General features: G+C 31.2%; 27 protein-coding genes. 9 read left to right on the top strand and 18 right to left on the bottom strand.

Annotated features, from left to right (window positions below):
* Positions 1-8 precede the first annotated feature (8 nt).
* The 7 genes from HA149_RS02240 to HA149_RS02210 form a co-directional block, all read right to left on the bottom strand.
* Positions 9-1325 (bottom strand): 16S rRNA (cytosine(967)-C(5))-methyltransferase, encoded by a 1317-nt coding sequence (locus tag HA149_RS02240; protein WP_209112623.1) that lies wholly within the window; start codon positions 1323-1325, stop codon positions 9-11.
* 213 nt (positions 1326-1538) lie between these two features.
* Entirely contained in the window at positions 1539-1718 is a 180-nt protein-coding gene (locus tag HA149_RS02235) for a hypothetical protein (RefSeq protein ID WP_209112620.1), read from the bottom strand.
* Positions 1719-1823: 105 nt separating this feature from the next.
* Positions 1824-3314, bottom strand: coding sequence for a cryptochrome/photolyase family protein (locus HA149_RS02230; protein WP_209112618.1), 1491 nt, complete (start codon positions 3312-3314; stop codon positions 1824-1826).
* Positions 3311-3442, bottom strand: coding sequence for a DUF2256 domain-containing protein (locus HA149_RS02225; protein WP_209112616.1), 132 nt, complete (start codon positions 3440-3442; stop codon positions 3311-3313). Before HA149_RS02225 ends, HA149_RS02230 begins: the two co-directional genes overlap by 4 nt.
* Positions 3443-3445: 3 nt before the next feature.
* Positions 3446-3682 carry a TIGR03643 family protein gene (locus tag HA149_RS02220; protein WP_209112613.1) on the bottom strand — a complete coding sequence of 79 codons (237 nt, stop codon included), beginning with the start codon at positions 3680-3682 and terminating at the stop codon, positions 3446-3448.
* A gap of 2 nt (positions 3683-3684) precedes the next feature.
* Positions 3685-4077, bottom strand: a complete 393-nt coding sequence (locus tag HA149_RS02215; protein WP_209112611.1) for a thiol-disulfide oxidoreductase DCC family protein — start codon at positions 4075-4077, stop codon at positions 3685-3687.
* Positions 4078-4254: 177 nt separating this feature from the next.
* Entirely contained in the window at positions 4255-4458 is a 204-nt protein-coding gene (locus HA149_RS02210) for a hypothetical protein (protein WP_209112609.1), read from the bottom strand.
* A 97-nt stretch (positions 4459-4555) separates the two neighbouring features.
* Here HA149_RS02210 and trmH point away from each other — a divergent pair, with 97 nt between their 5' ends.
* Entirely contained in the window at positions 4556-5227 is a 672-nt protein-coding gene (gene trmH, locus HA149_RS02205; protein ID WP_209112607.1) for a tRNA (guanosine(18)-2'-O)-methyltransferase TrmH, read from the top strand.
* Positions 5228-5229: 2 nt separating this feature from the next.
* Here the strand turns inward: trmH and HA149_RS02200 are convergent, their stop codons facing one another.
* The 3 genes from HA149_RS02200 to HA149_RS02190 form a co-directional block, all read right to left on the bottom strand.
* A complete protein-coding gene (locus HA149_RS02200) occupies positions 5230-5985 on the bottom strand; it encodes an ABC transporter permease (RefSeq protein ID WP_209112605.1) in 756 nt (251 codons plus the stop codon).
* A gap of 169 nt (positions 5986-6154) precedes the next feature.
* Positions 6155-7963 (bottom strand): translation elongation factor 4, encoded by a 1809-nt coding sequence (lepA, locus tag HA149_RS02195; RefSeq protein WP_209112603.1) that lies wholly within the window; start codon positions 7961-7963, stop codon positions 6155-6157.
* A 55-nt stretch (positions 7964-8018) separates the two neighbouring features.
* Positions 8019-9515 (bottom strand): malate:quinone oxidoreductase, encoded by a 1497-nt coding sequence (locus HA149_RS02190; RefSeq protein WP_209112601.1) that lies wholly within the window; start codon positions 9513-9515, stop codon positions 8019-8021.
* A 70-nt stretch (positions 9516-9585) separates the two neighbouring features.
* Between HA149_RS02190 and HA149_RS02185 the strand changes: the two genes are divergently transcribed.
* Positions 9586-9831: a NifU family protein gene (locus HA149_RS02185; protein ID WP_002805305.1), complete on the top strand. Its 246-nt coding sequence runs from the start codon at positions 9586-9588 to the stop codon at positions 9829-9831.
* Between the two features lie 20 nt (positions 9832-9851).
* Here HA149_RS02185 and HA149_RS02180 read toward each other — a convergent pair whose 3' ends face one another.
* Positions 9852-10109, bottom strand: coding sequence for a hypothetical protein (locus HA149_RS02180; protein WP_011375974.1), 258 nt, complete (start codon positions 10107-10109; stop codon positions 9852-9854).
* Between the two features lie 255 nt (positions 10110-10364).
* On the opposite strand from HA149_RS02180, the gene HA149_RS02175 reads away from it, so the two are divergent.
* From HA149_RS02175 to HA149_RS02165, 3 genes are all read left to right on the top strand, one after another.
* Complete coding sequence (locus HA149_RS02175; RefSeq protein WP_071813219.1) at positions 10365-10538, top strand: DUF4278 domain-containing protein; 174 nt, start codon at positions 10365-10367, stop codon at positions 10536-10538.
* Positions 10539-10614: 76 nt separating this feature from the next.
* A complete protein-coding gene (locus HA149_RS02170; protein WP_209112598.1) occupies positions 10615-11409 on the top strand; it encodes a methyltransferase domain-containing protein in 795 nt (264 codons plus the stop codon).
* Positions 11410-11446: 37 nt separating this feature from the next.
* Positions 11447-12622, top strand: coding sequence for an aminotransferase class V-fold PLP-dependent enzyme (locus tag HA149_RS02165; protein ID WP_209112596.1), 1176 nt, complete (start codon positions 11447-11449; stop codon positions 12620-12622).
* 30 nt (positions 12623-12652) lie between these two features.
* Here HA149_RS02165 and HA149_RS02160 read toward each other — a convergent pair whose 3' ends face one another.
* From HA149_RS02160 to yidD, 4 genes are all read right to left on the bottom strand, one after another.
* Entirely contained in the window at positions 12653-13357 is a 705-nt protein-coding gene (locus HA149_RS02160) for an SDR family NAD(P)-dependent oxidoreductase (RefSeq protein WP_209112594.1), read from the bottom strand.
* Positions 13358-13438: 81 nt separating this feature from the next.
* A complete protein-coding gene (locus HA149_RS02155) occupies positions 13439-14974 on the bottom strand; it encodes a UDP-N-acetylmuramoyl-L-alanyl-D-glutamate--2,6-diaminopimelate ligase (RefSeq protein WP_209112592.1) in 1536 nt (511 codons plus the stop codon).
* A gap of 9 nt (positions 14975-14983) precedes the next feature.
* Complete coding sequence (locus HA149_RS02150) at positions 14984-15286, bottom strand: glutaredoxin family protein (protein WP_209112590.1); 303 nt, start codon at positions 15284-15286, stop codon at positions 14984-14986.
* Positions 15287-15290: 4 nt separating this feature from the next.
* A complete protein-coding gene (gene yidD / locus HA149_RS02145) occupies positions 15291-15527 on the bottom strand; it encodes a membrane protein insertion efficiency factor YidD (protein WP_025928090.1) in 237 nt (78 codons plus the stop codon).
* Positions 15528-15624: 97 nt separating this feature from the next.
* On the opposite strand from yidD, the gene rpsD reads away from it, so the two are divergent.
* The 4 genes from rpsD to cysK all read left to right on the top strand — a co-directional run bounded on the left by rpsD (position 15625) and on the right by cysK (position 20017).
* Positions 15625-16233, top strand: a complete 609-nt coding sequence (gene rpsD, locus HA149_RS02140; protein WP_011817920.1) for a 30S ribosomal protein S4 — start codon at positions 15625-15627, stop codon at positions 16231-16233.
* A 76-nt stretch (positions 16234-16309) separates the two neighbouring features.
* A complete protein-coding gene (locus tag HA149_RS02135) occupies positions 16310-17473 on the top strand; it encodes a trans-sulfuration enzyme family protein (protein ID WP_209112588.1) in 1164 nt (387 codons plus the stop codon).
* Between the two features lie 3 nt (positions 17474-17476).
* Entirely contained in the window at positions 17477-18946 is a 1470-nt protein-coding gene (locus HA149_RS02130; protein WP_209112586.1) for a PLP-dependent transferase, read from the top strand.
* An 84-nt stretch (positions 18947-19030) separates the two neighbouring features.
* Entirely contained in the window at positions 19031-20017 is a 987-nt protein-coding gene (gene cysK / locus HA149_RS02125) for a cysteine synthase A (protein WP_002805805.1), read from the top strand.
* Positions 20018-20019: 2 nt separating this feature from the next.
* On the opposite strand, the gene queA is transcribed toward cysK, so the two are convergent.
* From queA to HA149_RS02110, 3 genes are all read right to left on the bottom strand, one after another.
* Entirely contained in the window at positions 20020-21144 is a 1125-nt protein-coding gene (gene queA, locus HA149_RS02120; RefSeq protein WP_209112584.1) for a tRNA preQ1(34) S-adenosylmethionine ribosyltransferase-isomerase QueA, read from the bottom strand.
* Between the two features lie 6 nt (positions 21145-21150).
* On the bottom strand, positions 21151-22518 hold the full coding sequence (locus HA149_RS02115; RefSeq protein WP_209112582.1) for a dihydrolipoamide acetyltransferase family protein: 1368 nt from the start codon (positions 22516-22518) through the stop codon (positions 21151-21153).
* Between the two features lie 218 nt (positions 22519-22736).
* Positions 22737-23180 carry a YlqD family protein gene (locus HA149_RS02110; protein ID WP_209105878.1) on the bottom strand — a complete coding sequence of 148 codons (444 nt, stop codon included), beginning with the start codon at positions 23178-23180 and terminating at the stop codon, positions 22737-22739.
* Positions 23181-23196: the final 16 nt, after the last annotated feature.

The following is a 23196-nucleotide window of genomic DNA, read 5'->3' as shown; positions in this document are numbered from 1 at the left end:
TTATATTTTTAAGATTTATAAGAAATTATTGCAGAATAAAATCCATCACCAGGATAATCCAAGCTAGGTAAAATTTGCTTTTGGCTAACCAATTTTAAAGTTTTGTTTTTTTCAATAAATCGTTCAATTAATAGATTATTTTCATCGGGACAAATAGTACAAGTTGAATAAACTAAAGTACCCTCTTTTTTCAAAAGAGGAAAAATACTCTCCAAGAGTTTTTCCTGTAATAAAGTTAAAGATTTTATTTTTTCTTTACTTAAAGACCATCTAGAATCTGGATTTCTGGAAAGAGTTCCAATCCCAGAACAGGGAGCATCTAACAAAATCTTATCAAAATAAGATATAAACTTAGGATTTAATTCAATCAAACTCGTAGCATCAGCCTTAAGGGTATTAACAGATTTCAAATTTAACCTTTCTAAATTTGATTGCAGTATTTTCAATCTTTTTGCTGATCTATCTACGGCAATAATTTCAGCACTATCATTTGTTAATTCTGCAAGGTGGGTAGACTTACTTCCTGGAGCTGCACAAGCGTCTAAAATCTTTTCACCTTCTTTTGGATTTAAGAGAGGTGCTATCCACTGAGAAGATCTATCTTGAATTGTCCAAAGTCCATCACTATATCCTGGTAAATTTTTTATAGATCTTGGATTAGATTTTAAAGTAATTCCATTATGTAAATCTTTAATAATTTCAGCATCAATTTTATTTTCATGAAGTACTTTCAAAAATTTATCTAAATTAGTTTTTAATTGGTTAATTCTCAAATCAATTGATGGTTTTTTATTAAATGCCTTAATGATATTTTCACCCTCGCTATTCCCGACCCATTTATAAAGATCCTTCACAAGCCATAATGGAAATGATTCAAGATATGAAATTCTTTCTTTTCTATCAGAAGATAATTCCGGAAAAATTTTTTGTTCTAATTTTCTTGATGCATTTCTCAATATCGCATTTACAGTTCCCGCTAAACCATTTAAATCTGTTTTTTTAGCCACTTCTACAGTGGTAGAAATAGCAGAAGGAAATGGAATTTTATCCATTTTCAATAGTTGATATAAACCTATATGTAGAAGCCATCTTAACTTTGGAGGCTGCTTTTTATGAGTAATTTTTGATGTATGATCCGTCCAAAGATCAAGAAATTTTCTATACCTTATGCATCCAAAAGATAATTCCGTAATAAAAGCTATATCAAGAGGATTAAATTGATAATTTTTTAAAACCTTTTCAAGTGCATGATCAGAAAAATCACCAGAACTAACTTTTAATAAAATTTCCCAAGCTGCCTTTCTTTGTAAATATCCTATGCTCAAAATATAATTTATTTTTAAAGATAACTTTAATATACAAAAAATTCAAAAATTTAAACTACTTTTTCAATTGCAGTATTAAACAAAATAAAACCTAAGATAGAAATAAGTGACAGATTAAATCCTAAAAAAAGAAAGATATTTAAAGAGTGGATTCTTTCCCGAAAAAATATTTTTTTTTCTTCTTGATACTTCATTATTAAAATAAAAACTTAATCAGGATTTCAAACGGCAACCAATATTTACAGATCCTGAATCAAGCATTCTGCCTAATTTAATAGCTATGAATTCCTCCAACCTTGTGAAGTTAGATTGATGGGTAGTTATCCAATCTAATTCAGAAAAAGTGATAATACCTGTCGAATTACTTCTTAAAAAAAGTGTCCCAATTTCCATTAGATAAATCTAATTTTCCCTAAGCTAACATCCTTACTTAATATTTCGTCATAAAATAATATTCTTTTAATTTTTCAAAGAAAACTGTAGGTTATTACTCTTAATTTATTGAATATCTCTTAAAAACTTATCGGCCGTTTTTAAGTGATTATTTAGTTTTTCTTCTGACATTTTATCAAGATTTCTCGTTAACATTGCCAGACGATATTGCTTTCTAAAAAAGGTTTCATTATCTTTAATAAATTTCCAAAATAAGCCATCCCATATTTCACACCATGGACCACTTTTAAAATTAGACATTTTTTTTACATAATTAGAGCTTGATATATATGGTTTTGTTGAAAAGATACCTCCATCACTAAACTGACTCATTCCGTAAACATTTGGGACCATAACCCAATCATAGGAATCAATAAACATTTCCATAAACCATTTATAAACTTGATTGGGATGAATTCTACATAGAAGCATGAAGTTACCAATAATCATTAACCTCTCAATATGATGACAATAACCATATTTAATAATATTTTTTATAACAACATCTACAGGTTCAATTCCTGTATTTCCTTGATAAAAAGATTCTGGAATTGGCTTATCTTCAAAATTCCAAAAATTACTGTTTCGCATCTTTGTTCCATACTTTTTATAGATGAGACAAATAAATTCTCTCCATCCAATAATTTGACGAATAAAACCCTCTAAAGAGTTAATAGGAACATTATTATTTTTTGCAAAAAGTAATGCTTTATTTACTACTACATCTGGAGTTAATAAGCCGCTATTTAAAAGAGGAGAAAGTAAACTATGCCATAAAACAGAATTTTCTCTAGAAATAGCATCCTCATAATCTCCAAACAAGAAAAATCTATGTTTAAAAAAATCATTTAACCATTCATCTGCCTCTTCAAAATTAGTTGGATATAAAAAGTTATTACTTTCTCCAATAAATTCAATATCAAAATTGGCTAATGACCTTTCTGCATTAAAAACAAATTTATTTTTTGGTAATTTAAGTGTACCAGGTATGCTTATTTTTTTTGGTAATTTTTTTCTATTCATCTCATCGAAACTCCACTTACCGCCTTCTGGTGTGTCATCCGAATTAACTAATATCTTTTGGCTCTTTCTTTGATTTTCATAAAATCTACCCATAAGAGGTTTTTTTGTACTTGCTTCAAATAACTCTTTTAACTCTTCACTACTCATAAACATAGGAGAAGGCAAAATATTTAAAGCTAAATTATTACTTTCAACAAAATTATTAATCCTCTTCATTATTAAAAAATCATGAGGGTCTACAAGATTTATTTTCTGATATTTATCTTTAATAAATTCTGATAAGTAGTCAACTGTAGAAATATTATTCTTGTTTTCGATATATAAAACTTTAAAGCCAGATATTTCTAAATAATTTTTATAAGCGAGCATAGATGCTCTATGAAAAACTAACTTGTTTTTATGGTTAATAAATTTATGAAATTTATCATTTCCAAAAAATAATGAGTCTTCCAAAATCAAAATTTCACAATTTATTTTTAAGATTGGGCTTTCTCTAAAAAGTTGATTCGGGAAAATAATTGATACTTGTTTCATCTTTGCGACTTCCTGTTACTGCATCTTTTTGAACAGTAAATAACATCATCCCAACAGTTTTTCCATTTCTTACGCCACGCGAACGGCCTTTTGCAAACAGGACAAGTTTTAGTAGAAAGATTTTTCAAAATTTATAATTTTCTTTTATGAGTAGATTTAAATCTAGTTGAATCTTTAAGCGCCATATGTTTTGTATTTCTTCCCGAAACTCTCTTTCTCCAGACTTTGAAGGATTTGGGTTTAAGATTTTGACGCATAATTTTTATCGCATCTTCCTCATTTAAACCAAATTGATACTCAATAGCTTCAAAGGGTGTTCTATCTTCCCAACACATTTCTATTATTCTGTCTATATCGATATTTTCCATATTTATTGTTCACATTGGGAGTTACAAAGTTTTTCAATATCGGATCTACCTGTAATTTGAAGTCTATATTTTGCCCAATATCTGTATACCAGTCTTAATATGGGGGATAATAATTTAATCTTTAAGGGATAATAAATCCAACCTAAACCAACTAATTCATAAGAATATGCAAGTACATCTAGTCCCCTAACAATTTCACCATTTTCCATAATCCCATGCAGATTTGACATAGCTTCTGAATATGAGATGTTTTTAAAAAGACTTTGATCATAATCCTTACTATTAATATCTATAAATGAAATTTGATTTGTGATATCTCTCTTTTTTAGAAAATTTGTTTCTCTCAAACAAAGTGGACAACCACCATCGAATAAAAAAGTTAATTTATTTTTCATATTTTTATTCAAATATAGAAATTAAATAACTTTTTTGTGGGATAAAAAATTTTTTTTACAGTACAAGCTTTATAAAGCCTTAATAATTGCCAGTTTTAATTTAGTGAAATTATATTATCTTATAAGTTAATAAGCCATTGATTAAGGGATACATCAATGGTTTAAAAATATTTATGATCAGTCATCTAAGAGATGAACTCCTTCTCCTACGTCAGGAGTAAATTTACAATATTTTTCAAAAACAATTCCAACACCTCTCATTTTTTCTCCTAATTCATCGTTAAATTTATTCCATTCTTCCGATTCACGATCAGGTAAATCCCACCCTTGTTTCTCTACCATACTTGTTATTACTGTATAGTCCCATTCTATGTATGCCATTGATTTAATTCAAACTACTAAAATATTATAAACCAAGAGATTTAATAGGTAATCATTATTTTTTGAATATAATTTAGAAGTGTGAAAAAAATTATAAATGTCAATTTTGCCAAGAAGATTTGAACGAATCAAAAGTGTTTTAGATTGCAGAATGAAAAACTTGACTGTTTTAGTTGAGGATGTCAATAAACCACATAATCTATCCGCGATATTAAGGACATGTGATGCAGCAGGAGTTTTCGAAGCAAATTTTATTGGCAAAACGAATGCCGTTAAGACTTTTAATAGTACTGCTCAAGGAAGTCAAAAATGGGTAAAACTAAATAATCATGAAAACACTATCACAGCAATATCTGATTTAAAGAATAAGGGTTTTAAATTATATGGAACTACTCTTAATACTGAATCAGTAGATTATAGAAATTTTGATTATTCTCAAAATACATGTTTTGTTTTAGGAGCAGAAAAATGGGGACTAAGTAATGAACTTATATCAATGGTTGATCAATCAATTTTTATACCTATGAGAGGTATGGTTCAATCCCTGAATGTTTCAGTTGCTGCTTCCATATTATTATTTGAAGCTATTCGCCAAAGAAAAAATAAAGGTATATTGCCCGATAATGGAGAAGGTTTAAATATAGATGAATATCAAAAAACACTTTTTGAATGGTGTTACCCAGAATTAGCTGCGATGTATAAAAAATCAGCTAAAGAATATCCAAAGTTGAATGAACAAGGAGAACTTGATCCTATTAAAGATAACTAAATTTATTCAGAATTTTGAATATCAAAAATTTCTTCAAGATCCTCTCCTATAAAAGAAAGACCTAAAACTAAAAAAAACATTGCCAAACCTGGGAACAAAGCCGTCCACCATATACCTGTAGGTAAAGCGGCAAGAGCAAGATTTAAATCACTTCCCCACTCTGGGACATCTGCAGGAACACCAAGGCCTAAAAATCCTAAACTTCCTAATACCAAAACAGCATCCGCAGCATTTAGGGTAAGCAGAATAGGCAAAGGTGTTATTACATTTGGGAGAATATATTTAAAAATAATTGTTTTAACATCAGCTCCTGAAACTTGAGCTGCTTCCACAAAAGTTTCGGATTTAACCAATATTGTCTGATTTCTGATTAATCTAAAATACTGAGGAGAGTAAACAATACACAATGCCAAAGCTGCGTTAAGGATACCCTTACCCAATACAAAAGCCACAACAACTGAAAGCAAAATTACAGGTATTGAAAAAATAGTATCCATTATTAGTGATAAACATTTATCAAAAAAACCACCAAAATATCCACTTATTAATCCCAATGGCAAACCCAAACTTAATGAAAAAATAATAGCTAAGAATACAACTTCTATCGCTAAGGATGATCCTTGCAAAGTTCTTAAGCAAACGTCTCTTCCTAATCTATCTGTGCCACAAAAATGATTAAGCGAAGGAGGGGCAAAGATATCATTGCTTAACATTGAAAATGAATAACCAAAAAAATTATTGGCCTCTAAAAATTTCATTATTAAAACAATAAGAAGATAAAAAAGTACAATTAGAAATCCAGCTTTTCTGATATTTGCGCCGACACGATTAAATGAGTTAATATCCAAAATCTTTTTTTACAGATATGACTGAAATATACCCAATTCTTTTAAAAATAAATAGCCATAAATTTTAAATTTGAAAAAATTACTGGTTTAATTTCAGGACTGCCATAAAAGCTTCTTGAGGGACTTCAACTTTACCCATTGCCTTCATCCTCTTTTTACCTTTGGCTTGTTTCTTTAAAAGTTTCTTTTTCCTAGAAATATCTCCTCCATAACATTTAGATAAAACATCTTTTCGCAAAGCACTAATACTTTCACTTGCAATAATCCTGCTACCGATTGATGCTTGAATAGGTATTTTAAATTGTTGTTTTGGAATAAGTTCTTTTAATTTCTCAACTAAACTTCTGCCAATTCCATAAGCCTTATCTTTATGAACAATAGAAGTTAATGGATCTGCTCTTTCTGAATTTATTAGGACATCTAATCTAACAAGGTCATTCTTTCTATAGCCAATCAAATGATATTCCATTGATGCATAACCTTGGGTTCTACTTTTCATTTGATCAAAGAAATCTGTAACTACTTCTGCTAATGGAATTTCATAAATCAAGGTAACTCGATCGGTTGTTATATATTTCATATCTATAAATACTCCCCTTCTTTCCTGACATAAACCCATTAATGTTCCATTAAATTCATTGGGAGCATAAATTTCCATTTTCACATAAGGCTCTTCTATTGATTCTCTAAGTTGTGGATCAGGAATTGTAGAAGGATTATCAATAAAGATATGTTCCTGCTGATTTAAATTAACCTTATAAATAACTGAGGGTGCCGTTACGATTAGATCCAAGTCATATTCTCTTTCTAATCTTTCTTGAACAATCTCCATATGAAGAAGTCCTAGGAATCCGCACCTAAATCCGAAGCCCATTGCGCTACTGGTTTCGGGCTCATATTTTAAAGCTGCATCAGATAATTGTAATTTTTCAAGGGATACTCTTAAATCTGGGAATTGATCAGCATCAGTCGGGAATAAGCCACAAAAAACCATAGGATTTGCTGTCTTATAACCAGGCAAAGGGTCATTTGCAGGGGAATTTAAAAGAGTAATAGTATCTCCCACTCTCGCATCAGCAACTGATTTTATAGAAGCAGCTAAATAACCAACTTCTCCTGCATGTAATTCATCAACTTGCTGCTGATCAGGTGCCATTATACCTATCTCATCCAGTTCATAATTTTTTTTACTCGCCATTAATAATATCTTTTCTCTCTTATTAAGAGACCCAGATATCACCCTGAAATAAACAATAACACCTCGGTAGGGATCATAATAAGAATCAAAAATGAGTGCCTTTGTAGGGAGTTTTATTTCATCTTGAGGAGCAGGTACTCTTCTCACGATTGCTTCCAATATATCTTTAATACCAACTCCAGTTTTTGCTGAACAATTTATTGCATTAGATGTATCAAGTCCAATAATTTCCTCTATTTCTTGTTTTATTTTTTCAGCATCAGCCCCTGGTAAATCAACTTTATTTAAAACAGGAATTATTTCAAGATTATTTTCTAAGGCAAGATAAACATTAGCTAAGGTTTGAGCTTCTACTCCTTGACTTGCATCAACAACTAGTAAAGCGCCTTCACAAGCTTGAAGTGATCTACTGACCTCATAAGAGAAATCAACATGCCCTGGAGTATCTATTAAGTTCAAAACATATTCCTGAGAATCGTCAGCTTTATATTTCATCCTAGCGGCCTGTAACTTAATAGTAATTCCTCTCTCTCTTTCAAGATCCATACTGTCCAAATATTGTTCTTGCATATCCCTTTGTTGCACAGTACCAGTATCTTGAAGCAACCTATCGGCAAGGGTAGATTTACCATGGTCAATATGAGCGATTATGCAGAAATTTCTAATTTTTGAAACCGATATATCAGTCATATAGAAAGAAAAATTCTCCTCTTATTACATCTTGATTAATACTAGCTAATTAGAATTATGGATGGAAACCAAAAATGGAATTATTTCTTTTTTTGATGTCTTTTATGTAGGTACTGTTATTCTCAGATTCCGATAGTTCTGGATAAATTAAGTCATTTATTTTTTTCTGAAGATTATGCTTGTCATTTAAAAATAAAACAGATTTTTTTAGAACCTCAACCATAATTGAAACTGCAGTACTTGCTCCGGGTGATGCTCCTAACAAAGCAGATAATGATCCATCAGATGAATTCACAATCTCCGTTCCAAATTTCAAAGAACCACCACCTTCAGTTTTTTTAATTATTTGGACTCTTTGTCCAGCATTCTTTAAATACCAATCAGAAGGATTAGCTGATGGCATCATATTCTTTAAATTTTCAACTCTTGAATTATGGTTCTTTAATGATTGTGATATTAGGTAATTAATTAAATCGTTGTTCTTGAAACCAACGTCTAACATAGAAAAAATATTATTCTTTTTAATTGAACTAAATAAGTCAAAGTATGAACTTTGCTTTAGAAATTTCGTTGTAAAACCAGCAAAAGGTCCATATAAAAGAAGTTTTTTATTATCAATCCATCTTGTGTCTAAATGAGGCACAGACATTGGTGGAGATCCGATATCAGCTTTACCATAAACTTTTGAGTTATGTTTTTCTGTTAGATCTTTTTTCTCGCAAATAAGCCATTTCCCACTAACAGGAAATCCACCATAACTCTTTGCTTCTGGAATTTTTGATTTTTGCAAATAATTAATTGTTTTTCCACCAGCACCAAGAAAAACATAGCCAGTTCTAATTGAAGTTTTTCTACCCTCTGAACTAATTTCTAGTTCCCATTTTTTTTTATCAATTTTCTTTAAATCTACTAATTCTGTTTTGTATCTAATTTCAGTATTTTTATTTAAAGAAACTAATGACAAATACTCTTTTGTGAGAGCCTCAAAATTAATATCTGTTCCTCTACCTATTTTGGTAGCAGCAATTTTAGTAAATGGATTCCTATCTTTTGTTATTAGAGGAGCCCATGATGAAATTTCATCAAAAGATGTAGAAAATTCCATATCAATAAATTCAGGATTTTCGCTCATTTTCTGAAATCTTTTTTTTAAAAAAGAAATATTATCCTGACCAGACACAAAACTAATGTGAGGAATAAATTTTAAAAAATTTTTAATATCAATTTTCCCTGCTTCATACAATGAGGCCCATAAAGACATGGATCTTTCAAAGGATCGATTTATTGTGAGCGCTTTATCTATTTTTATATTTCCTTTTTCATCTAAAGGTGTATAGTTTAATTCGCAATTAGCAGCATGTCCTGTACCTGCATTATTAAAAGCGCCAGTACTTTCACTTCCTGGAGCATTTAATTTTTCTACAATAAGAATATTTATATCGGGTAAAACTTCTGTAATTAAGAGGGCTAAAGTACTGCTCATTATCCCTGCTCCTACTAAGACTGCATCAAAGTAGCTATTATCGTTAGTGGCATTTTGAAATGAAGTCACAACAGAAAATTATCTTTTTTGCAATTAATCAAATTTCTTTCTAGGCTTATTATAAAGTTAATCCAAAATTATGAGTACTGAAACACTCTCGCTGACAAACGAAAATGTAGAAAAAGTCCTTGACGAGCTAAGACCTTTTTTAATATCTGATGGAGGTAATGTAGAGATTGCAGAAATAGATGGTCCAATTGTCAAAGTCAGACTTCAAGGGGCATGTGGTAGTTGCCCAAGTAGTACTATGACCCTAAAAATGGGTATTGAGAGAAAGTTAAAAGAAATGATTCCTGAAATAAGTGAAGTTGTCCAGGTTTTATGAAAATTTTAAACTGATATATATTATTTAGTTTTTAATTCCTTCAATAAAGATGATTCCATATCAAGGCAATCAATTGGAAGTCCTTGACCAATAGCGATTAAAAGAGGCGCAAGAATTCCTAAAGTAAAAACTAAATTTGATTGGCTTACATCATATTTACTCAAAGTAAAAGTTATCAAATAAATAATTGAAAAATATGCATGTAGTGAAAAAAATTCTTTTGGCTTTAGAACTGGCCACCTTAAAGTATTTCCCAAGAAATATAAAAAACCTGTCATAAATAAATAGTTACATGAAGATTAAATCAAATATAAACATAATCCTTTTTAGAGACTATTTATAAAAAAATTTACCTAAGATAATAATTAAAAAAATATTAAATCTTCGTTTCTATTTGTAAAAGCTAGACATCCATAGGGAAATAGGCTTATAATGATTTGGTAGCAATTGCTACTTTTTCGTTCACCCTCAATTGAGGGCGCAGTTCGAGTCATACCATGGAACGGGGGATGGCCGTGTTGTCACATCGAAACATGACTACTTTAACTTACAGAGGTAAAAACTACGTTCAAAACAAAGAAGCTGCTAAAAAGCAACTTGTTGAACTTACCTACAGAAGAAACGTATACACCAACAGAATGGATGACGCTTCTTCAAGTAATGAAAAAGCAGAATTAAATTACAGAGGTGTTAATTACACTAAATAATTTAATTAAACAAATTAGAAGCCCCTTTTTAAGGGGCTTTTTTTTGGCTATATTTATCAAGAGTTCTTTTAAAAATATGTCTGAAAGTTGCTGTAATACAAACACATCGAATAAAGCACCTAGTCAATTCGATCATAAAGATGCGATTCAAGAAAGATATGGCTCAGCCGCTCAAGAAAAAGAGAGTTGTCTTTGTACACCAGTTGGATTTAATCCCGTTTTACTTGAAGGAATTCCTCAAGAGGTTATAGAAAGAGATTATGGGTGTGGCGATCCAACAAAATATGTTCAAAAAAATGATATAGTCCTAGATCTTGGAAGTGGTAGTGGCAAAAATGCTTTTATTTGTGCCCAAATTGTTGGGAAAGAAGGGAAAGTTATTGGAGTTGATCAGAATCCTGACATGCTTTCTTTATCTAGATCAGCCTCTAAAGAAGTTACAAAAAATATAGGTTTCAACAATACAGAATTTCTAGAAGGTTCAATTGAAAAACTTGATGAATTAGATAAAGATTTAAATCCATTAATCGCAGATAAATCAGTTGATATTATTTTAAGTAATTGCGTTTTAAACTTGGTAAGTCCAGAATCTAGAAATAACCTTCTAAATAATATAAAAAGAGTTTTAAACGATAATGGAAGAATTGCAATTAGCGATATCGTCTCTAACAAAAAAGTTCCTTTAAGGTTGCAAAATGATCATGATCTATGGACAGGATGTATTAGTGGAGCATGGTATGAGCCAGAGTTTATAAGTGATTTTAAAGAACTAGGATTTAAAAATTTAGAATTTGCAGAAAGGAGTGCTGAACCTTGGAAAGTAATTGAGGATATTGAATTTAGAACAGTAACTTTAGTGGGCAATATTTAAAAAAAATTCAAGAGTTGAAAATAAAATATAAATTTCCATGAGAAATAATCTAAGAGATCAAATACCAGCATTAAAAAATAAGTATTATTTCAACTATGGTGGTCAAGGACCATTACCAAAATCTTCTCTAGAAGCAATAGTTAAAACTTGGGAAATTATCCAAGATTTAGGACCATTTACCAATGATATGTGGCCTTTTATTTACAAAGAAATATTGACCACAAAAAGAATCATTGCGCAAAAATTAGGTGTAAATTCAAAGAATGTAGCTTTAACCGAAAATATCTCTTCCGGTATGATTTTGCCCTTTTGGGGAATAAAAGTAGAAGAGGGAGAAGAGATGTTAATAAGTGACTGTGAACATCCTGGAGTAGTGGCTGCAAGTCGAGAATTTTGCAGAAGAAATAAATTAATATTCAAAATTTTGCCAATCCAAAAAATTAAAAATCTAAACGACGAAAATATAATTTTAGAGATTTTGAAAAATCTCAATAGTAAGACTAAGATCCTAATTATTTCTCATATTTTATGGAACTTTGGATATAAAATTCCTTTAAAACAAATTTCTATCGAATTAAAAAATAATCGAGAAAATTCTTATTTACTTGTTGATGGTGCTCAAACCTTTGGGCACATAAATATTGAAAAAGAAGTTTTTTATTCTGATTTATATTCAATAACTTCTCATAAATGGGCATGTGGACCAGAAGGACTTGGAGCCATTTATGTTTCAGATAGATTTATTCATGAAACAGATCCAACAATAATTGGTTGGAAATCATTAAAAAAAGAACAAGGGATTTATGAGCCTTCAGATAATCTTTTTCATGATGATGCAAGGAAATTTGAAATAGCTACCTCTTGTATTCCTTTACTTGCTGGTCTCCGGAATTCTTTAGATCTTTTTGATAAAGACTGCCATGAAAAAGAAAAAAACAAAAATATCAGAAAATTAAGTGGAAAACTTTGGGATGAATTAAATCAATTAAAGGGCGTTGAATTAGTTTTAGAAAAAAAATATTTAAATGGGATTGTTAGTTTTAATATCGAAAATATTAAAGATAAGGATAAATTTGTAAAGAAACTTGGAGAAAATAAAATTTGGATTAGAGTTTTAGAAGATCCAAAATGGTTTAGAGCATGCGTACATCAAATGACTACAGAAGCCGAGATTGATTTACTAGCTAAAGAAATAAAAAAAACATTGACTTAAAGATCTATTGATATAAAGAAAAAATTTAGTTTACCAAGGTATCTCCGAGTTGTCCCATGCAATAAATTTTCCTGTAGATTCTGATGATTGATTTTTAATAATATTGATCAAGAATTGGGAGGATTTTTCTTTACTAAATAATTTATGTTCTGGAACAAATTTATGAAAAGGTCTAGATAAATCAGTATCTACTGTTCCTGGATGAAGCAATGTGATAGTAGCCTTTGGGAAACGTCTAGCCCATTCAATACTTAAAGATTTAAAAAACTGATTTTGCGCAGATTTTGCAGCTCTATATGAATACCAACCTCCAGTTTGATTATCTCCAATACTTCCCACTCTTGCACTTATACTTGCAAAATTAAAATCGAAATCTTTTGGTATAAATTCTTCAATCGCTTTAGCTAATAAAATAGGAGAAAAGGCATTTATTGAAAAACTTTCCATCATATTTTTTTGATCAAGATGTTGTAATCTTTTTTCTGGTTGAAGAGAATCACTATGAAGTCTACCTGTAGCATTAACAACTAGCCTTAATTTTGAAGGATGATTTGATATTTTATTTTTCAACTGCAAAAGGGATTGAGAATCCTCTATATCTAATTCCCAAAAAGAATTAAATTCACTTTTTCTTCCACACAAAACAACATCTAAATCTTTTTCACTTTCATTAAGATCTTTAGCTAGTTGTGTTCCAATTCCACCTGCGCCTACAACTAAGGCTAAGCCTTTCATTTTATTAAAAATAGCTTCATTTATTCTAAGAAACTTATCTTGTGATTTGCGTAAAGATCTTTCTTATTTAATTAAGAAGTTTTATTGAGATTTATTTTTTTCTTTTAATAATTTATAAGCTATTTTTCTATCATCAAAATTAATAACTTTATCATTGAGAATTTGGTAGTCTTCATGTCCTTTTCCTGCAATTAAAACAATATCTTCTTTATTAGCAAATTTAATAGATTCATTTATTGCTTTAAATCTATCAATCTCAATTGTTATTTTTTCTCTTTTTTTTATACCCATCAAAATATCATTTACTATCTTTTGAGGTTCTTCTGATCTTGGATTATCTGAAGTTATAAAAAGTTGATCAGAAAACTCTTCAGCTATTGATCCCATTAAAGGCCTTTTACTACGGTCTCGATCTCCTCCACAGCCAAAAACAGTTATGAGTTTCCCTTCACAAAGTTTTTTAATTGATTGCAAAACTTTTTTTAATCCATCAGGAGTGTGGGCATAATCAACAATTACTGTTGGAAGTGATCTTAAAACGACGTCATTATCAATTTGTATTTTCTCCATTCTCCCAGGAGCACCAGGAAAAGATTTTATTAACTTTGATAGATCTTTTAAAGAAAAATTAAGTTTATACAAAATTGTTATTGCTTGAATCGCATTCATTAAATTAAATTCACCAACAAGTGGAACAAAAAGTTGAATTTTTTCCCTAGGTGTATGAAAAATACAGGTGGATCCACTTTCAGTAAATTTTTTATCTGTTACGAAAAAAAAATCATCATTTTCAAATTCACTTTCAGTAATTTTTGTAGAGACTAATGAAGATCTTTTTTCAAGATCAGATGATAATTTAGATATCCAATGGTCATCATGATTTAATACACAAATTCCATCTTTTTCTTTTAAGTAAGGTGGGAAAAATAATTTTCTTTTTGTTTGAAAATATGATTCCATATCTGAGTGATAATCAAGATGATCTTGAGTTAAATTAGTAAAAATAGCCGCCTCGAATTCGCATCCCGATATCCTGTTTTGAGCAATAGAATGAGAACTTACCTCTAATATCGCGAATTCAGATTCTACCTCAACAGCAGCATATAATTTCTTTTGAAGTTTATCGGCGAAATCAGTTGTATGAGAAGCCACTTCTGAGAAGCCAGGCCATCTATTGAGCAAGGTCCCAAATAATGCAGTTTTTTTCCCTAATTTTTTTAAAAGATATTCCAATAAAAAAGTAGTTGTCGTTTTTCCATTTGTACCAGTAACACCAATAAGTTTAAGTTTTCTTGAAGGCCTATTCCAAAACTCAGCGACTATTTGACCAAAAATATAATCTAAATTATCCTCTATAACCAAAATCCTTTCTCGATCAATAGATCCAATTTTCTCTTTTGCAGCAGACCCAATAATGGCAGCCTCCGCGCCATTTTCAATTGCCTCAATACAATATTTTCCTCCATCAACATTTAAACCAGGGATACCTAAAAATAAAGTTCCTTTTTGAACTTCTTTAGAGTTAAAAGAAATATTATTTATTTCATGATCGATTAAATCTAATGAAGGAATAATTCCTACCAAATCTAAAAGTTTATGTAATTTTATAGATCTCATTTAAAAAAATTATTTCTCCAGAATCGTACTAATATTTTTTTGAAACCAATTCTTTAATTGATCATCTTTTAATCTTGGAGAAATTCGAGGCAATTCTATAATCTCCTCTGACCAAATTCCTTCAACAGCAATAACTGGTACTTCATAATCATATTTTTTATATTTATCTTTATATAAATCGACCCTATCAATATCAATTTCTTTGAGCTCCTCTAGATTAGGGAATAACTCATTAAGATTTATTTTTGCCAGTTTGTTTTTTAATGAATCACAAAGGCAACATCCCTGCCTAACAAAAATAAATATTTTCATTCATTTAGTCAGGCACAGGGTCACATCCACAGGGAGTTAAAGGATGACATCTGCTTAATCTTCTTAAAGTTAACCAGCCTCCCTTCCAAGGGCCATGTCTAGTAATTGCCTCATATCCATAAGAGCTGCAACTTGGAATAAATCTGCATCTTGGTCCGAAAAAAGGAGAAAACCACTTTTGATAAAACGAAATCATAAAAAGAAGTATAGAAGTAATTGATTTATTAATAGTTTTGAACACTTTAATGATGTAAAATAATAGTTCCAGTAGTAAATAGTTTAATTGAATTTAATCAATTATCCAATTTTTATTGCAAATTTCTATTTAATTTAAAATTATGTCAAGATACCGCGGCCCCAGATTAAGGGTTACGCGTCGCTTGGGAGAACTACCAGGTCTCACCAGGAAAGCTTCAAAGAAGTCTAATCCTCCAGGTCAGCACGGCCAAGCCCGTCGCAAGCGATCAGAATATGCAATTCGTCTAGAAGAAAAGCAGAAACTTAGGTTTAATTATGGAGTTTCTGAAAAACAACTAGTACGTTATGTAAAAAAAGCTCGAGCTCAAGAAGGATCTACAGGAACTAACCTACTAAGACTTTTAGAAAACAGGCTTGATAATGTTTGTTTTAGATTAGGTTTTGGAGGTACCATTCCAGGCTCAAGACAATTAGTAAATCATGGCCATGTAACCGTTAATGGAAAGGTTCTTGATATTGCTGGTTATCAATGCAAATCAGGCGATGTAATCGGAATTAAAGAAAACAAAGCAAGCAAAAAACTTGTAGAAGGTAATATAGAATTCCCTGGTTTAGCAAATGTCCCACCTCATCTTGATTTAGACAAACCTAAATTAACGGGGAAAATAAATGGGAAATGCGATAGAGAGTGGGTGGCTCTTGAAATAAACGAACTACTAGTTGTTGAATATTATTCAAGAAAAGTTTAATACTACTTTTCTTTGGATTATTAAATCTCTCATTTTTTAAAAGAGAGATTTAATTTAATTCTTTTTTTTTAAAATAATGGGAAATAAGGAAAATAATATAAAAAAGCCAGGTTTTAAGACCTTATCTATTCACCATGGGGAAACATTTGCAGAAGAAACTGGATGCGTTATGCCTCCTATTTTTTCTACATCTACTTTCAAACATGGAAATAAAGATAATTTCGACTACACAAGATCAGGCAATCCAAACTTTAGAATTCTAGAAAGCGTCCTTAAATCAATAGAAGATTCTAAATACTGCACAGTTTTTGGATCTGGAATTAGCGCGGTAACTGCAATTTCATCAACACTAAAATCAGGTGACAAAATACTCTGCGAGTCAAATCTCTATGGTTGTACAGTGAGGATGTTCGAAAAAGTTTTCAAGAAATTTGGACTAGAAGTTTTATACACAGATTTTACAAACGAAAATAATATCAAAAAGATTTCATACTTCGAGCCAACCTTGATATGGCTAGAAAGTCCAACTAATCCACTTTTGAAGGTACTTGATATTAAGGCGATTTGTGATGAAGCGAATAAACTACAAATCCCAGTGGTTGTGGACAATACTTTTTCAACGGCACTTATTCAAAAACCATTGGACCTTGGTGCAACACTATCACTAGTAAGCACAACAAAATTCATTAATGGACATAGTGATGCGCTTGGTGGAGCAGTACTGACAAATAATGAGGTATGGAATAGTAAGATGCTTTTCTCTCAAAAAGCTCTAGGCCTTCAACCATCTCCTTTTGATAGTTGGCTCATTACAAGAGGAGTAAAAACTCTTCCTTTAAGAATCGAACAACAAACGCAAAGTGCAAAATTAATTTCTGAAGAATTAGAGAATCATAAAATAATTAGTAAAGTAATTTATCCTTTTAATCAAAAACATCCGCAATTTAATTTAGCAAAATCGCAAATGATATCTGGAGGTTCGATGATCACCATAAAATTAAATCTTAAAAAAGAGGATACTTTTAAATTTTGCAAATCTCTCAAATATTTCTCGCTAGCAGAAAGCCTTGGAGGAGTTGAAAGTTTAATTTGTCACCCCGCAACAATGACTCATGCTTCTGTTGATGATGAAACAAAAAATCTTTTAGGGATTGATGATGCTCTTGTCAGATTATCGATTGGATGTGAAGAAACAAACGATTTAATCTCAGACATATTATTTGCTTTAAATAAATTCTGAAAATTGAGAGATTTACTTAAAAACCCTATATGGAAAAATTTAGAATTGGGATATTCTATTCCTGATAGTATTCATGCTGTTTCTGTAGCATTACCAACTTGGAATGATGTAATAAATTACGAAGAAAAAAATCAAGAATGCATGAATTTATTGAAGTCCATTTACCCAAGATTCGGGCTAAACCCAATAGTGAAAAGATTATGCGAAAAAGTAAAAAAAGAAAATCACTACAACAATAAAAGTATCTGGCCATATCCGAATGAAAGTATAGCTTTTAAAGCCAAAAAATTCATTGATAGAAATACTTCTGAACAATTCTCATTAATAGAAAAAAGAGATAATTTAGCTCTCTTAATAACTGAAGAAGAAGGAAGTATTTATGCAAAATCTTTTTGGCAACATACTGGTCTTGGCATATCTTCAAGAGCTGCTGCTATAGAACTAGGTCTTGAAGATTGCCCTCCAAAATCTTACGTAAATGAATGTTCTCAAAGAATAAAAAATAGAATTTCTAAATCTACAAAAATTAACTCTAATGATATTCACTTAACTTCATCTGGGATGTCTGCATTGCATACATCATTAGAAATCATATATAAATTATTTCCAGCTAAACCAACACTCCAAATTGGTTTTCCATATGTAGATGTACTTAAATTACCAATGAATATCTTTCATGGAGCCAAGCTAATTACAGAAGAAAATTGCGAGGATATTGAATTAGAAATCAAAAGCATAAATCCATCAGCATTAATTATTGAACTACCGAGTAATCCAATGCTCAAATGTGTAAACATTAAAAAAATTTCAGAAATAGCAAAAAAATTAAATATTCCTATAATTGTTGACGATACAATTGGTTCAAATTTAAATATAAATTCCCTAGAACATGCAGATATAGTTTTTACTTCACTTACAAAAATTTTTTCAGGTAGTGGTGATATTCTTGCAGGATCATTAATACTAAATCCAAAAAGCAAATGGATTGATCAATTTAGAAATGCATTAAACGAGATTAATCTTCCAACACTTTCCGATGGAGATACAGTTTATCTAGAGAAAGTTAGTAGAGATGTAAATCAAAGAGTTTTTGAACAAAATAAAACATGTTTAGAATTAAAAAAAAGATTAGAGACCCATAGCGAGATTAAAAATATTTTCCATCCTGAAAATTGTCCAAATTTTAATTCTTTACTTACTTCTGATGGAGGATACGGCTGCTTATTATCATTTGAATTAAATGGAGGATTAAACAAAGCTAAGAAATTTTATGATTCTCTACAAGTATCTAAAGGACCTAGTTTAGGTACAAAATTTACTCTAGTTTGTCCTTATGTTTTACTAGCACATTATGACGAGTTGGATTGGGCTGAAAGTTTTGGTATACCCTCGCACCTTATTAGAGTATCAGTTGGATTAGAAGACCAAGATCAATTATGGAAAAACTTTTCTGAAGCACTAAATAATTTCTAAATTCCTAGTATTTACCGTATAGAAACTTATATACTCTTTTTCTGAATAATAGTTAGTATTAATATATATTTTCTCAATATATAAATGGCAAAAATTTATGAGGACAACAGTTTCGCTATTGGAAACACTCCATTAGTAAAATTAAAATCAGTTACTAAAAACGCGAAAGCTACAGTACTTGCAAAAATTGAAGGTAGAAACCCCGCTTATAGTGTCAAATGTAGGATTGGTGCAAACATGATCTGGGATGCAGAGAAAAGTGGGAAACTTACAAAAGACAAAACTATTGTTGAGCCAACTTCTGGAAATACAGGTATTGCCCTAGCTTTTACTGCTTCAGCAAGAGGTTATAAACTGATCCTTACAATGCCAGAATCCATGTCAATTGAAAGAAGAAGGGTTATGGCAGTGTTGGGTGCTGAAATTGTTTTAACAGAGGCATCTAAAGGTATGCCTGGAGCAATAGCTAAGGCTAAAGAAATTGCAGAAAGTAATCCTTCTCAATATTTCATGCCAGGTCAATTTGATAATCCAGCAAACCCTGAAATTCATTTCAAAACTACTGGACCAGAAATCTGGGATGATTGCGATGGTGAAATTGATGTTTTAGTTGCAGGGGTTGGAACTGGCGGCACAATTACAGGAGTTTCAAGATACATTAAGCAAGAGAAGGGTAAAAATATTACTTCTGTAGCTGTAGAACCCTCACATAGTCCTGTTATTACACAGACAATGAATGGAGAAGAGGTTAAATCTGGACCACACAAAATTCAAGGAATTGGAGCAGGATTTATTCCTAAGAACCTTGACTTGTCAATTGTTGATAAGGTTGAACAGGTAACAAATGACGAGTCAATCGAGATGGCTCTTAGATTAGCAAAAGAAGAAGGTCTATTAGTTGGAATATCTTGTGGAGCTGCTGCTGCTGCTGCTGTTAGATTAGCTGAACAAGATGAATATGCGGGGAAAACTATTGTAGTTGTTCTACCTGATTTAGCAGAGAGATATTTATCATCAATTATGTTTACTGAAGTTCCAAGCGGAATCATTCAAGAACCAGTCAAAGCCTAAATCTATTTTTTCTCCAGTAATGAATCTGGTGAAATATACATAGCATCGCCATAAGAGAAAAATCTAAATTTTTCTTTTATGGCTTTTTTATACAAATCTAATAATCTTTCTCTACCAATCATTGCACTTACTAATAGTAATAATGAACTTTTAGGAAGATGAAAATTAGTTAATAATCCATCAACTACCTTAAATTTATAACCTGGCTTAATTACTAAATCCACGTATTTCGCTATAGGAATAAAGTCATTAATTTCGTGAGAATAACAACTTTCAAGAGCTCTCACGCTAGTTGTCCCAATTGCAATTATTCTTCTATCTGTTTTCTTTATTTTTTTTATTTCCCCCACTACTTCCTTATTAACACTTACCCATTCTTTATGCAGTTTTAAGTCACTTAGATCTTCTTGATTAATTGGTTTAAATGTTCCATAGCCTACGTGCAAAGTTATCGGCAAAATTATTACTCCTTTTTTTTTTAGATTGGAAATAAGACTTTTGCTTAAGTGTAAACCAGCAGTTGGAGCGGCAACGGCCCCTGGATTAGTTGCATACTCAGTTTGATAACTATTCTCATGAAAAGATTCTTCTTCGGAATTTTTTATATAAGGCGGGAGAGGTATTTTCCCGTATTTATCAAGAAGGTCATTCATTGAACTAAGATCAATTATATTTTCTGGAAATTTAATAAATCTTCCTCCAGTTTCTTCATCAACCCCATCAACCATCAAATTAATATCTTGTGCAGAAGGAGATTTTAATATTATTTTTCTATTTATTTTTAACTTTTTCGCTGGCTTTGCCAAACATAACCAAACACATTCATGGGATCTTTCTAAGACTAATAATTCGACTAACGTCCTATTTTCTAATTCAACCTTTAACCTTGCCTTCATTACTTTAGTATTATTGACAACCACAAGATCACCTTTTCTAAATTCCTCTAAAAGATTCTTGGTAAATTTGTTAGTTAAGCAATTCTCTTCTAAAACACTATTTCTAACTATCATCAATCTTGATTCATGCCTTATTATAGAAGGCTTACTAGCAATTAATGAAGGATCTAGAAAGTAATCATAAGCTTCAAGCTTATAATCTCTTCCTTCATTATTAATTTGAGAAATCAATTAAATTTAAGATATAAGTGTCTCTGGCTCATTTTCAATCAGGTAGGCCAAGTCTTTCAAGAATGAAGCACCATCAGCTCCATAGATCACTCTGTGATCAGCTGTAAGATTTACTTGCATTATTTTTTTAACAGATATTGCACCATCACTATTAGCTGCAACAGTTGGTTTCGATGATGCTATCGCTAAGATCGCACCGGTCCCTGGGGGTAATATTGCGTCAAATCTATCAACACCAAACATACCAAGGTTAGATAAGGTAAATGTTCCCGTTGAGTATTCATCTGGTTCTAATTGTTTTGATCTCGATCTTTTTACGAGATCTTTCCATTCCCTAGATAATTCAAATAAATCAGTATTGCATGGTTCTTTTAATACTGGAGTTATTAGTCCCCCATCTTCCATCGCAACAGCAACAGCAATATTTATATTTTCTGGATAAGAAATTCCATTTTCTGAAAAGCTTGAGTTAACTTGAGGATGTTTCTTTAGTGTCTTTGCAACTGCCTTTACAAGTAAAGCAGTCATAGTTACTCCGTTCTGTTTTACCTTTTTGTAGAAATTATCTAATTTATCTGTGTTGATTGAGTATCCCACCCTAAAACATGGAACATCTAAACTAGATTCCATATTTTTATTTACCGCTTTTTGAAGAGTATTAAATTGAACTGTTTCTCCAGGATTACCAAAACTATTTCCTGAAGTTTCTGGTTTACTTTCAACTCCCAAAGTTGCACCAGGAATATTTGCGGGAGAACTACCTTCTCCTATCCATGGTATAGAGACAGGTTGGCCATTAGCTTTCAAAATATCATCGGCTTGAATCCTTCCGTGAGGCCCAGATCCATGAACCTTTGCTAAATCAACGCCCATTTGAGAGGCTAGTTTTTTAGCTCTTGGGGATGCAATTATCCTCGAAGAAACATTACTTGTAGCGGCATTAATTTGATCAGTATTAAAAGATGGTACAGGCTTTTCACTCTTTAAGAGGACTTCTTCAGCTTCTTTATTGATACTTTCAGTCTGGACTACTGGTTTTTCTTCAGTTTTATTGCTTACCAATTCAAGTTGGTCAGAAGTAGAGACTTCGGGTTGATTTCCTTTATTTTGTTCTTGAACAGAAGCTATCTCATCCTCATTTTCTACAATGAGTCCAATAGTTTCTCCAACAGGTGCAGTGCTACCGGCAGGCATTAAAACTGCTGCAAGATATCCATCTTGAAAAGATTCAACATCCATATCTGCCTTGTCAGATTCAACAACCAAGACAGATTCGCCTCTTTCAACCTTATCTCCTGGATTTTTCAACCATTCCACAATCTTGCCCTCCGTCATAGTAGAACTCAAGGCAGGCATGAATATTTCGTGAGACATAAGAAAATTGTTATTGCATAAGTTTTAAGGGATTTTTATCAAACTTTCAAAAGTTTTTATGATTAAGAACCCTTTTAACTCTTGATATAATTATACGAAATCATATTCACAGTGGAAACTCTTAAAACTTAAGAAAGTAATAATTTAGATCGATTAGAATTTAAAACTTTTCGCAATTAAGATTTACTTATTTTTATCAAAAATACTAAATGTTTCTTTTAATTATTATCTATAGATTGAATAACTCCATCTTTAACAGTAATTGAGACTTGCATTTTTTCAATAAGATTGTCGCCCACAGTGACATCACAGAAACTATCCACTTGTCCTTGATCAACAATTTCGTCCATTTTTAATTCGCGAACTTGATTCTGTTGTTGAAGTAGATTTCTTTTTTGTTCTTCAATTTCATTTCGTTTTGCTGCAACTTGTTGTTGCACCTGACTAACCTGTTCTTGAACTCTAGGATCTAGAGGGTTAACCGATTGGGATCTAATATTATTTACTATTTGCTGCCCCTCCTGCTCAAGTTGAGATAATTGTTGGTCAATGTTTGAAATTGCTTTACTTAATTCTTTTTCAGCATCTTCCTTCCAAGTAGGAGTAACTACAGCTTTAATAGCTATTGAGCGCTTTATAGATATTGAGTTTTTTGTTTCCATAAAAAATTAAATTACC

It is taken from the genome of Prochlorococcus marinus XMU1406, from assembly GCF_017696055.1.
Classification (GTDB): Bacteria; Cyanobacteriota; Cyanobacteriia; order PCC-6307; family Cyanobiaceae; genus Prochlorococcus_A; species Prochlorococcus_A marinus_W.
This window is presented reverse-complemented; position numbering and strand designations above follow the sequence as displayed.